The sequence below is a fragment of the Dyadobacter sp. HNCC25DJ186 genome, from assembly GCF_056895235.1.
On the sequence record NZ_JBXHAS010000003.1, the window covers coordinates 78,391 to 91,053 of the forward strand.

Consider the following 12,663-nt stretch of genomic DNA (forward strand, 5'->3'; position numbering starts at 1 on the left):
CGTGTTGACGGAACTTATTAGCATGACAACGAAAACAGAAGCGTTTATAGTTCCTATTATCTTAGAATAATCTTATTTGCAATATATAATCCTACTTATTCGCCAGTACCTTCAAAAAGGGTCCGATAAAATGTTTTGCTCGCAGACTGGCCATGATTTTCAGGTCGTCAAGAACTGAACTCTCCGAGTCCAGAAATTTAAATATCGTTTTCGCCTTTACATTCTTAAAAAGATCCGTGAATATTTCATCGCCGGGGTACCGGCCTAAATCAAAGACATTCAGAAACGTGGCATCCAGGACTTTATGTTTTTGACTGATCTGCTCATCCTTGAAGAATGGGTGATTATTCTCAGCAAATGAACGGATTATTTTGGAAATTGTCTTTTGTGTGTTTAAAAAAGTGTAACCGGTAGAAGCTCTTGTGTCACCTCCTGCACTTCCAATATTAATCACATTTCCTGATCGCCTTTGAAAAGCGTAATCAGTCATTGGGATCACACCAAACTCCTCCTCAATAATTTTATAGTTTTTGATTTTCAGAATGTCGCTAATGTATTTTCTTATTCCGGCATCATATTGCTCTTGTGTTAAAAGCTTTTTAGAAAATATAGTATACTCGGTGAAGATTTCTGTTTGAGAAAATGGCAGGGTGTAAAAAAAAGTTGCTCCGTTTTCCTGTGATGTCCTGAAATCCATGAAGTTTATCTGCGATGGATCTCCCTCGAATTCGTCCGTCTGAATTGTGATGCCTTTAAAATGCTGTAAAAAATATTGATCGTGACGTTTTAATGACGGTTTTATATAGATCGAATTAAATACATATTTTGCACTGTAAGTGGCTGTTGCGGTCATCACCTCAGCTTTTCCAACTTTACTGGCGACTGATTTAACCTCTTCATTTATAAATCTAACCTGATCGTGATTTTCAAGGAACGAAAGTACATGTTTATAAAAATCAATGCTCCTGATCATCGTGTAGCCGTATGAACCTGTATCCAGTTTGATTTCCTTTCCGTTATTTGAGAAAAATAAAAGGTTACTCCATCTCCTGAAAATTATTTCTTCAAACGCTGTTCGATCTTCTTCTTTTTGCCAAAAACACCAGGTCCGGTCGTTCTGGTCTTTGCTGTTTTTCTCTACGACCAGAATTTTCTCATTATTCCAAACGCCCTCTTTCAAGGCACGATATACCAGGCTCAGACCGGCCATTCCGCCTCCGCATACAATAATGTCGTATTGTTCTGATTGCATTTAACAAAATTTAGTTATGCTCGTTTATTTCACGCAAAGTAGTAAAAGTTAAAAAAGCAAAGCGCGCAAAGTTCAAAAAACTTTGCGCGCTTTGCTTTGATTCTATGTTTTAAAAAAATTATAATTCTGAAACGTTAAATAATCAAATATGATCAGACTTTATCCGGATTTGGATGTATACAAGGTTTCCGATAGGTTCGGGCCAGTAATCCGTTCGCTTCCTTGTCACCAACAATTTCCCTTTTCTTTGGATCGTAAACAATAGGCCGGCCTGTTTTCATGGAAATATTTGCCAGAATACAGCTCGCCGTAGAGATATGCCCTTCTTCAATATCTGCCACCGGCCGGCCACCATTTTCGATTGCCGCAATGAAATCAAGCATATGTAAACGCGTTGCAGGGGCAGCATTTAATTCTATCTTATCTTCTTTCAGATCTTCGGGATACTTCTCTTTTTCAAAAACAACATCCTTATGAATTTTTTCTCCTTTCCCGACCGGAATAAAATCGTAGGCCATTGTGCTGGCTTTCAGCGTTCCTTTTTCACCAAACAAAGTAAAAGACCAAGGATATTCCAGATCAGCCGGAGTGCCCCAGGTTCTGTGTTGCCAGACACAATTAAGACCGTCATACTCAAATATTGCAGATTGTGTATCTGAAATATTTGATTTCCCCTCTTTCTGCACGTAAATCCCACCCGTTGAGCTGATTTTATTTGGCCAGCCAAGTTTCAGCATCCAGCGTACGGTATCAAACATGTGAACACACATGTCACCCATTACTCCGTTTCCATATTCGTTGAAAGTCCTCCACCAACGTACGTGGGGTATGCCGTCATAAGGGCGAAGCGGCGCCGGACCAGTCCACGTTTCGTAGTCCAGAAACTCCGGAACAGCTTCAACCGGAGGATTTCCATTTGCTCTCATGTGATAATAACAGCACATTTCGACGTGGGAAATTTTGCCAAGCAAGCCCGCGTCGACAATATTTTTCTTGGCGTCGATCAAGTGAGGCGTACTTTTCCGTTGAGTTCCAACCTGCACAACTTTTTTATATTTCCTGGCAGCCGCAACCATTGCTTCTCCTTCCATCACATCCACACTGATCGGTTTCTGCACATAAACGTTGGCTCCCGCTTTCACAGCGTCGATCATTTGCAGCGCATGCCAATGATCGGGAGTTCCAATCAGAACGATATCCAATTGGTTTTCTGCCAGCATTTTCTGGTGGTCGCCATACAGTTTAGGTGTTTTTCCGGATTTCTGCCGCTGACTGACCAACTTTCCAGCCTCGGTTAATTGATTCCTATCGACATCACATAAAGCGATAACTTCAACCTGAGCAACCTGGATTAATCTGAACAAATCACTTTTCCCGTACCAGCCGGTGCCTATTAAAGCAACTCTATAAGTTTTTGCGGAATCTTTCAGATCCATACCCTGAGCACCAAGTGTTGTCAAAGCAAGTGATGCAGAAGCTCCGCAGAGAAATTGGCGACGATTGATATTATAGTTGTCCATCGTTTATGTTATCAGGTTTTTAGCCGGTTTAGTAATAATTTAAACATTAAAGCAGTGATTATTATTTAAATACTTCAATGCATTGTACGATTTTTTATAGAGCTGTTACAATAGTTATTCTTTTGATATTACCAGTAATTTAAAAAAATGTACATTTATCCAAAAAACTTTTGATAGCTAACACATAGGATTGCCATGATTCGTCGAGCATTTTTATATCCATTACTGGCGGTTTCGCTTTTATCAAGCTTTGCACCAGCCAAGAAAATCGGTGATTTTGATCTGAACGCCGACATCGGAACTCCGAAACTTCCCGGAACTTCTGAATACGATAAAGAAACTAAAACATATACGCTTAAAGGAGGTGGATATAATATCTGGTTTGAACGGGATGAATTTCAATTTTTATATAAAGAAATGAGTGGAGATTTCACCTTCACAGCAGACTTTGAATTTCAAGGGAAAGGCACTGATCCGCATCGCAAAGTTGGGTGGATGATCAGGGAATCACTTTACGACAATGCCGCACATGTCAGCGCAGTATTGCATGGCGACGGATTGACTGTCATGCAGTGGCGGGTAAAAAAGGGAGATAAAATGCGTGATCCTGAGGATGAGATTTTCAGCAAAGAGAAAAATCCCCAAACCATCCAGCTCCAAAGGAAAGGAAAAATATACACCATGAGAGCCGCAAAAAAAGGGGAAGCATTAAAACTGGTCGGTTCTCAGAAAATGGAAAATCTATCTGATAAAATCATTGCTGGCCTTTTTATCTGCTCTCATAACCCGGAAATTTTGGAGGCAGCCAGGGTTTCCAATGTAACGCTGATTGCAAATTGACCATTTTTTCCAGAATCACTTATGTTATGTCTGAGATAAAATATGAATCAAACAAAATCCCCAGGTGGTAATTCTAACTTTGCGCCTGCATCTTCAAGCTTAACAGGAGTGGGTTGAAATGTAGTTGAACAGCACTTACCTTAACAAAAAATTCATGAACCTTAGCAGAGTCATTAGACAAACATTTTTTAACAAACCCGATTTCAAACCTTATCAACCTTCCAAATTGGCCAAACCGGAAAATTTGCTGGATGTAGTTTCTGCCTGGAAAGGTTTGGAATTGATTATTGAAGACATTCTGGACGAGTTTTCAATTGGCCGGGAAAGCTGTATCGAATTCGGGGTTGAGTTTGGTTACTCCACCGTTGTATTTTCTAATTATTTCAAAAAAGTGACTGGCGTCGATACCTTCGAAGGTGATATTCATACTGATAATAAAGAAAATCATTACGAGCAAACGAAGGAAAAGCTGTCGGTATACCAGAACATCGAACTAATCAAATCCGACTATCAGAACTGGATTTTGAAAGACAATTCCCGTTATGATTTTGCGCATGTGGACATTGTTCATACGTATAAAGAAACCTTTGAATGCGGTCTGTGGACTGCGAATCACAGCGATTGCACGATTTTTCATGATACGGAAAGCTTTCCTGAAGTAAAACAAGCTGTTTTAGATATTGCCAAAACAACCGGCCAGTCGGTATACAATTATCCAAATCATTATGGCCTGGGAATCCTGGTTGACAAAAAAGGAATGAAGAACAGGAAACGGTGACATTAACAATATGTTAAGATCGACAGAAGTTACTCTCCTTTGTACCGTTTCAATGATTTATACACCGCTAAATTTATTTCGCTGGTACAGGTTTTTTACTATACTAAGTAACTAAATAACCAGCTTAATAAATAAAAAAATGAACCTTGAATCTTTCGAAACAAATCACGAAAATTTACTGATGGCCCAAACGGATCTTGCAGTACTTAAAGATCTGTTTCATACTCTTAACGATGCTGGTATCAGCTATTCGTCGTTAAACTGTTCTATCGCATTACTTGAAAAATATATAGAAAACGCTTGTGTGCTGACCCCGGATTTTGAGACGACAACAAGTGTTATCGGCACAAACTACACATTAAAAAATTCACAGGTGTGGAGAAAGAGTAACAGAACTTTCGCATATCAACAGTTTTAGGAAACATTAATTTATAAAAAAGCCGGATTAAGAAAATTTAATCCGGCTTTTTTTATATTTTTTTATATCACTTTTTTGTCACTCTCATAGAAATCCTTCTATTTCTGGCTCTTCCATCTTCTGTATCATTGGATGCAACCGGGTGTTCTTCCCCATAACCTTCGGCATCCAGCCTCTCCTTGTCAATATCCAGATCCGACAGTTCTTTCATGACGGATTGTGCCCTGTCGGTCGATAGTTTGAGGTTAGCCGATGCATCTCCTGTGTTATCCGTATATCCTCCAAGTTTTATCTCAACCTCCGGGTATGCTTTCAGAATTTCAGCAACATTTTCAAGCTGTTCTGCCGACTGAGGTTGCAGTTTCGCACTTCCTGTCTCAAAAAGTAACCTGTCGAAATCAAACCAGGTTTCTTTGTCAACTTTTTTATCCGACTTGACAAAATCCAGCAACGCTGCTTCAACAGGATTTCCGGAAGCGGCGATATTTAATTTAGTCCCATTCAGATCAAGCGTTGTTGTTTCAATGTTTTGAACAGGCATTTCGATAACTTCCTCTTCAATAACATTAACCTCCCCTGCTGCCGGAACCACGGCGATATGCGGAGCGATCACAAGTGAAACGATAGACATCAGTTTAATCAGGATATTCATCGATGGTCCAGAGGTATCTTTGAATGGATCACCGACCGTGTCACCCGTCACCGCAGCTTTGTGCGGATCAGAGCCTTTGTAATAAGTTTTACCGTTGATGTTGACGCCTTTTTCAAATGATTTTTTCGCATTATCCCAGGCTCCCCCCGCATTGTTTTGGAAAATACCCATCAAAACACCTGAAACCGTAACGCCTGCCAATGTTCCGCCCAATACTTCCGGACCGAATAAAAATCCGACGATAACCGGAACGAGCAAAGCGATTAATCCGGGAGCCACCATCTCCTTGATAGAAGCCTCAGTCGAAATTGCGACACATTTGTCATACTCGGGTTTTGCAGTCCCTTCCATAATACCTGGTATTTCACGGAACTGACGACGAACTTCCTCCACCATTTTCATTGCTGCGCGGCCTACTGCCGCTATGGCAAGAGAAGAAAAAATAAACGGAATCATCGCTCCTACAAAAAGTCCGGCCAGCACGTTGGCCTTATAAATATCAATCGAACTAATCCCCGCCACACCGCAAAAAGCTGCAAAAAGAGCAAGGGAAGTAAGCGCTGCGGACGCAATAGCAAATCCTTTTCCGGAAGCAGCCGTCGTGTTTCCCACTGCATCGAGCACATCTGTCCGACCACGAACCTCCTCTGGTAAATGTGCCATCTCGGCGATACCACCCGCATTATCCGCAATAGGCCCGAAAGCATCAATGGCAAGCTGCATGGCAGTCGTCGCCATCATACCGGCGGCTGCAATAGCGACGCCGTATAAACCTGCAAATTCGTAACTAATAAAAATCCCTGCTGCCAAAACCAGTGTGGGAATAACAGTTGATTCCATACCAACAGAAAGACCACCGATAATATTTGTCGCATGCCCGGTAGAAGACTGATTTACAATCGATTGCACCGGTCGCTTACCCATTGCTGTATAGTATTCAGTCACTGTTGACATAATTGCACCCACGATTGACCCTAACAAAATAGCATAAAATACATGCATGGAGGTAAACTCTACCCCCCGAATGGTGAGCACGCCTTCTGGTAACATCCACATGGTTAGCGGATAACAGGCAATCAGTGTCAAAATAATGGAGCCCCAGTTACCGCGGTTTAAAGCGCCCTGGACGTCGCCACTATCGCTACTTATTTTCACAAATAGCATACTGATGATGGAAGCGATCAACCCTGCTCCGGCAATCACCATCGGTAACAATATGGGAGAAATTCCTCCAAAATTATCAGCACTTTCTGTAATGATTTCGCGACCTAAAACCATTGTGGCAAGAATTGTTGCAACATACGAACCGAATAAATCGGCGCCCATACCTGCCACGTCTCCTACGTTATCACCCACATTATCCGCTATGGTTGCCGGATTTCTCGGATCATCTTCCGGAATCCCTGCTTCCACTTTCCCAACTAAATCAGCACCCACGTCGGCGGCTTTGGTATAGATACCTCCACCAACACGTGCAAAAAGCGCTATCGATTCAGCGCCCAGTGAAAAACCGGCAAGAACTTCCAGCACTTTCTCCATACCGAGGCCATTCACCTCTGAACTATCGCCAACAAAAAAATGATATAGTATAATAAAAAGACCGCCAAGCCCGATCACAGCCAAACTCGCGACGCCGATTCCCATGACCGAACCACCGGTAAATGAAACTTCGAGTGCTTTGGTCAGACTTGTGCGCGCGGCTTGTGTGGTACGCACATTCGATTTGGTTGCAATATTCATCCCGATGTATCCTGCAAAGGCCGAGATGAAGGCTCCGGCGATGAAAGAGGCACCAATAAAAACACTGGAATTTTCAACCAGTGTGCCGGAATATCCTAATAAAATACTGACAATGATACCGAAGACGATGAGTACCCGCCATTCAGCTTTTAGAAATGCGAGCGCGCCATCGGCAATGGCATCTGCAATTTCTTTCATGTTTCCGTCACCGGCATCTTGCCTGATAACCCAACCTCTTTTAAAAAACATAACCAGCAAGCCAATCAGGCCTAAAACTGGCACTAAATAGGTAATATTACTCATGCGCGATATGAATTAGGTTAACGGTTTTAAATTCTCGTAAATATAGAGAATGAGGCCACATAACAAAATCCAAAAACGCTTATTTTTGATTAATTCCTATTTTTTTTGTTAAAATACATAGAAACCGTATATCACTATTTTTATAAATAAAATAAATAGTCATAGTTAACTATCACCAAAATATATCCAAACATTTAATAGTCAACGAATTGATCATTTTACCGGAGCCAAATGATAGAATCTTGACAAAATATCATACAATTCCGGATGTTTTTCATGAAATTCCTCCGGATTATTAAAGAAATATTCACTGACTACTGCGAGAAACTCGGCGTTATTGGTGATCGCATAAGGATTAATGTCAGAATCGCCACTTCTAATTTCCTGTATCTCTTTTTTTATCAAATGCAGCCATGGCAGTACGTAGGCATGATCGGCAAGGCGCTCAGGCATACCGTCGGCCACGCCATCTTCCCGATCCAGCAAGTGAACAAATTCGTGGATACCGACATTTTCATCTCCGTTTCTTCCGTTGAAACCACTAAGCAAAGCAGGTTTCGATAGCAACAGCGAATGATTCATGTATCGATTTCCAACCATTCCTTCAATATTTTCAGCTTTCTGATTCTCCCCTATTTGAAATTTTTCACTAAACGACGCCGGATAAACGAGTACTTCATTCAGGTCAGGATAATCAAAAGCAGGAAATGCAAAAGTTGGAATAATTGCACTGGCAGCAACCAGGACGCGCACCACATCATCGATTTCGGTATCAATTCCTTCAACCCTTTTTTCAAGCAAAAATAACTGAACACGTTTTTCAAACAACCCTTGTTTTTTCGCATCCAGGCTTTGAAAGAAAACGGAATGTTTTTTCAGAATTTCACGCCACGTGTCGGGAAAAGGGGTTTTGAAAATCGCTATTCGGGCATAAGACTTTTTGTAATAATATTGGTGAATGATTGCGATAACGGCTACAATTACGAAACCGAGGATATACAAAACGGTTTGTTTACTAAAATAAGCCAGAACGCCAAACAAGATCATTACCGCCAGCTCCCAGCCAATCGTCCGTAAACGCGCCGACTTTAAATGATTTTCATGATAGGTTTTAAAATCCGAGACGGAAGTAATTGTGGAATTCATAGGTTAAACTTGATCAGGGCAGACCAGCAAAATTGAAAGTTTAGGAATTTTTTCGGACGGTCATTAAAACCAGCCATGAAATAGTAAAGGCCGCAAGCCCGGAAAATAGTGCAAGTAAAGTGCCACCGATAAAATACTGAACAAAATTCACATGGATTGATTCCAACGTCAAATCCTGAAAAGAAGTCAACTCCACGCCATTTCTGTAAAATAATCCGCCAAATTTATAACTCCCGAAAATAATAAGAGGAATACATGGTGGCAAACTGATATTCGCAGCGGTCAGGAAAAGTACCTTGTTCATTCGAAAATAGATCGAAAGAGGAATACCGATCAGCAATTGAAATCCCCAGATCGGAACAATTCCCATAAAAATACCAAAGCCGATTGATTTCGCCTTACTTATATTGCTTTCATTTTTTTTCAACGCTTCCTCTTTAATAATCTGCCAAAGACCTTTTTTTTTTACATAATAAAAAAGTCTGCGCGGTAGATAAAAAAGCAATGTCAGAATAACAAAGTAAGTATTTAAAATGCTGATCCGTGTAAAATCGCGGAAAGGCCGAAAGTGCGTAACACGCTCATTACTGTCATAAATAACCTGAATATTAATTGGAATGATCTTCACATCGCGCCAGGCGAGTTTAACGATTACTTCAATTTCAGTCTCAAACTTCGAAGTAAAAAGCCTGATTTCCCTGATCGCATCAAGGGGATAAAGCCGGAAACCGGTTTGTGTGTCTGGCAAGGTAAGGCCGGTCTCGAATTTGAACCAGAAATTCGAAAATTTATTCCCAAAAGAACTTTTCCCCGGCACGCCTTCCTGATCCATATTTCGGGAACCCATCAACAGTGCGCCTGGATTTCTCAATGCGGTTTCTATAAAAAGAGGTATATCCGAAGGCAAATGCTGTCCGTCAGAATCAATGGAAATGGCATTTTTATAACCCAACGTCGTAGCTTCTTTAAATCCACGTCGCAGCGAAAATCCCTTTCCACTATTTTTCTCATTCGTCAGTATATGGATGTTTCCACGATAAGACTCAAGAATTAAAGCAGTATCATCAGTAGATCCGTCGTTAATGACAATAATATCCTCAGAGCTGTATGCTAAAACACCATCAATAACACTGCGAAGCGTTTTTTGATTATTGTAAGTAGGTATTAAAATGCAGCAATGAATATCTTTTAAAGTCATTGATTAATATCAGACGGTGAGTTTTTTGCACTCCAATGGCGCAAATCCGGCTTTAAATATAAGAAACTTGCGTTTTAAAAAAGATAATCTCCTCAGAACTTCCCAAAGCGACGACATCAATGACTTCTCCCTCAGTAAATTTAATATCAATCCGAATCTCAGGTGTTTTCTCAGGATTAATAATTTGAAGAAATTTACAAACCCGCATGGTTTTCATCATCAGATTCTTTTTGAGATGCTGCGCTAATAACTCCTTTACAATCTGCAGTTGAACGACACCTGGCATCACAGGTGCTCCCGGGAAATGTCCTTTAAAAATTTCATGCGCAGGATCCAGGATAATTACAGCAGAAATGGATTGAGAATCGGACGAGATTTCCGATATGGTATAGAGATTATTGAGAAACATAACGGTGCAATTTGGTATTAATTCCAGAAACAGGCACTATAATTTCGAAAACACCGACTCAGCAATTTGCTGATTAAATTTCTCGTTCAGGAATTTCATGACACTTTTATCTCCGCCTTTCTCAAAAAAAGTAAGTTCCTTTAATCGAAGACTACTGCGGGAAAAAACCAGGTTGATTTTGGAATAAACACTTCTCATTCGCTTGTTGGTTGGCGTCAGAACGACCATATACTGATCGGAGCTTTCCATGCAAGCCAGGGTAAATGCCTTGCTGTTCTGAAAATCTCCATTTACAAGTCCGAGCATCACCTGCTTGATCTGACCGGCCATACGTCCAGCCGAACTCATATTTTTTTCCTTGCTGCCATCCTGAACACGCAATTTATCTCCGTTTATCAAAATGATATATTTGAAAGGTGACTGCTGTTCCCAGCGCATTTGATCGGACTTCTTGAAATAAAAAACCCCACTCGATTTCTCAGGTTCTTTCAAAAATGACAAATATTTTTCCTCCCGGAAATCTGCCTGAATCGATGTGGTTGCCTGTGATGATTTCCTGAGATCTGACAAAATTTTATCCGGGTTTACAGCCTTTTTAAATTCCTGTGAACGGGCAGATAGAGCACTGGTAATCAGGATAATCAGAAGAAATAATTTATAAAATTTCATAAGGTTCTTTGTTGATTATTAACGGAAGCGGCTGGATATCGATTTTTTTACTGCGACAATGTTCGATTAAGTCTTCAAGTGCGTCTGCGGTAACGGGCAGGTGATCGTGAAGTAAAACGATATCACGTTTTTGCAGTTTTGAAATTACATTCTGAATCAATTGGTACTTATTTTTCGCACGGGTATCAAAACTACGCAATGACCAACCGATGGATTGCAAGTTCAATTCCTTTAAAACATTCCCATAACGAGGATTTGTTACACCAAAAGGTGGTCGGAAAAGTTTCGGTTTTTTTTCAAGTATCTGATGAACAATATCGTTACAATTCGTCAGATCATTTTTCAAACGTTTTGTCGAGAAAAAACCGATCAGATAATTGTGGCTGTAAGAATGATTTGCAACAATATGCCCTTCGGCATCAATCCGGAGTACCAGGTCAGGATATTTTTCAGCATTTTTTCCAATAACAAAAAAAGTTGCTTTAACACCCTTTTCCTTCAAAATATCCAAAATTCGAGGGGTATTCTCAGGATGCGGACCATCGTCAAAAGTAAGTGCAATTGACTTTTTCTTTCCTTTGTGAATAGATGTTACAAAATAATTGGCGCGGATCTGAAACGAGCCGTAGGTAGTGCTAATCAGATAAAAAACCGAAATAATTCCCAGAATATATTCAACATATCCCGTCTCCCAAAAAGCGAATCCGCAGAGAACAAGCGAAATTCCGGTGATTGCCGTAACTATATTATGCTTCAAGAGATTCTATTAAGATTAAACCCAGATTTATTTTATTCAACCCGTTGAGAATTAAAACGTTTTTCAGCTTTGGCTCCAGCTGAATCCTGTCGACTGCATAATGCATTGCAAAGGCTGAATTCGTAGGATATAATCCTGACAGTTTCGTACAATTGATCAGTTTGGAATCCGTATGATAGTGCTCATTAAAATACTGATGCGCAAACGACTCCATCATTTCCCTCTCGCTAAAATCAGAATACAAAACCAGGTCAACTTCGGAAATATTTAGAAAATTATCCAGCAAAAATGAATCAATCGCAGCATCAATATCCTGAATAAGACCCATTGTCCTCACATCCTTTACCCTGGCAACAGACGTTTCCGTTTTATTTTTACCTAATATAAAAAATGAAGCCCCGGAAGTCAGATGACGTTTTGACGATGCAGCGAGATGTTCAGCAGCTTCGTCCAAAAATGTGATAAACTCATCCGCCGCGCCGGTTATAATATTATCTTTTCCTTCGCCAAGCAGCAACGATGCATCGATTAAGGCATGTTCAAAGGAAAGGGTATTTTGTGTATGTGTCATATTATAACCATGATTTCCAATACTCAGGGAAATCTGGCCGGCGATGGTGTTGTGGGTGGACTGAATAAAAGAGGTTGGCGGAAGAAGGCCTTCAATGGATAAAAAAGTGCTTAAAAACTTCTCCGTATCTTGTAAACATCCTAAACCTGTACCTACGATAATGGCTCCCGGCTGGTCTATTTCTGCTTGTTTCAAACATTCTTTCGCTGCTGCAACGGACATTCGCAAGATCTTGCTCATCCGGCGAAGAAGCCCGGCATCGATATATTCTTTATAATTCGGACTTATCAGTTCGGAAGAATTATCGAGCGGCTCAATCAATTCCGAAAAACCTGCATTCTGAAATGTAGGCTGATGAGAAATCGTAGACGCAGCGTTTATATACATTTTTTAATAACTTATTAATTCAC

Annotated in this window: 12 protein-coding genes; 3 read left to right on the forward strand and 9 right to left on the reverse strand. The window is 40.5% G+C overall.

Annotated features, from left to right (window positions below; genetic code table 11):
* Positions 1-91: 91 nt before the first annotated feature.
* Positions 92-1,252: a lycopene cyclase family protein gene (locus AC1XUO_RS10055; protein WP_483329652.1), complete on the reverse strand. Its 1,161-nt coding sequence runs from the start codon at positions 1,250-1,252 to the stop codon at positions 92-94.
* 152 nt (positions 1,253-1,404) lie between these two features.
* Positions 1,405-2,772 carry a Gfo/Idh/MocA family protein gene (locus AC1XUO_RS10060; RefSeq protein WP_483329653.1) on the reverse strand — a complete coding sequence of 456 codons (1,368 nt, stop codon included), beginning with the start codon at positions 2,770-2,772 and terminating at the stop codon, positions 1,405-1,407.
* Between the two features lie 195 nt (positions 2,773-2,967).
* Here AC1XUO_RS10060 and AC1XUO_RS10065 point away from each other — a divergent pair, with 195 nt between their 5' ends.
* The 3 genes from AC1XUO_RS10065 (at position 2,968) to AC1XUO_RS10075 (ending at position 4,808) form a co-directional block, all read left to right on the forward strand.
* Complete coding sequence (locus tag AC1XUO_RS10065) at positions 2,968-3,612, forward strand: hypothetical protein (protein ID WP_483329654.1); 645 nt, start codon at positions 2,968-2,970, stop codon at positions 3,610-3,612.
* Between the two features lie 154 nt (positions 3,613-3,766).
* Positions 3,767-4,390: a class I SAM-dependent methyltransferase gene (locus AC1XUO_RS10070; protein ID WP_483329655.1), complete on the forward strand. Its 624-nt coding sequence runs from the start codon at positions 3,767-3,769 to the stop codon at positions 4,388-4,390.
* Between the two features lie 139 nt (positions 4,391-4,529).
* Positions 4,530-4,808, forward strand: a complete 279-nt coding sequence (locus AC1XUO_RS10075; protein WP_483329656.1) for a hypothetical protein — start codon at positions 4,530-4,532, stop codon at positions 4,806-4,808.
* Positions 4,809-4,875: 67 nt separating this feature from the next.
* On the opposite strand, the gene AC1XUO_RS10080 is transcribed toward AC1XUO_RS10075, so the two are convergent.
* The 7 genes from AC1XUO_RS10080 to AC1XUO_RS10110 all read right to left on the reverse strand — a co-directional run bounded on the left by AC1XUO_RS10080 (position 4,876) and on the right by AC1XUO_RS10110 (position 12,640).
* The gene (locus AC1XUO_RS10080) at positions 4,876-7,503 is read right to left on the reverse strand and encodes a sodium-translocating pyrophosphatase (protein WP_483329657.1); all 2,628 of its coding nucleotides are present in this window, start codon (positions 7,501-7,503) and stop codon (positions 4,876-4,878) included.
* A 213-nt stretch (positions 7,504-7,716) separates the two neighbouring features.
* Positions 7,717-8,649 carry a M90 family metallopeptidase gene (locus tag AC1XUO_RS10085; RefSeq protein WP_483329658.1) on the reverse strand — a complete coding sequence of 311 codons (933 nt, stop codon included), beginning with the start codon at positions 8,647-8,649 and terminating at the stop codon, positions 7,717-7,719.
* Positions 8,650-8,689: 40 nt separating this feature from the next.
* A complete protein-coding gene (locus tag AC1XUO_RS10090; RefSeq protein ID WP_483329659.1) occupies positions 8,690-9,847 on the reverse strand; it encodes a DUF2062 domain-containing protein in 1,158 nt (385 codons plus the stop codon).
* A 52-nt stretch (positions 9,848-9,899) separates the two neighbouring features.
* Positions 9,900-10,256, reverse strand: a complete 357-nt coding sequence (locus tag AC1XUO_RS10095; RefSeq protein WP_483329660.1) for an ApeI family dehydratase — start codon at positions 10,254-10,256, stop codon at positions 9,900-9,902.
* A 36-nt stretch (positions 10,257-10,292) separates the two neighbouring features.
* Positions 10,293-10,925, reverse strand: coding sequence for a flexirubin biosynthesis/transport protein LolA2 (lolA2, locus tag AC1XUO_RS10100; RefSeq protein WP_483329661.1), 633 nt, complete (start codon positions 10,923-10,925; stop codon positions 10,293-10,295).
* Positions 10,912-11,682, reverse strand: a complete 771-nt coding sequence (locus AC1XUO_RS10105; protein ID WP_483329662.1) for a polysaccharide deacetylase family protein — start codon at positions 11,680-11,682, stop codon at positions 10,912-10,914. The genes lolA2 and AC1XUO_RS10105 overlap by 14 nt, the downstream gene beginning before the upstream one ends.
* Positions 11,672-12,640 (reverse strand): beta-ketoacyl synthase chain length factor, encoded by a 969-nt coding sequence (locus tag AC1XUO_RS10110; protein WP_483329663.1) that lies wholly within the window; start codon positions 12,638-12,640, stop codon positions 11,672-11,674. The genes AC1XUO_RS10105 and AC1XUO_RS10110 overlap by 11 nt, the downstream gene beginning before the upstream one ends.
* Positions 12,641-12,663 lie beyond the last annotated feature (23 nt).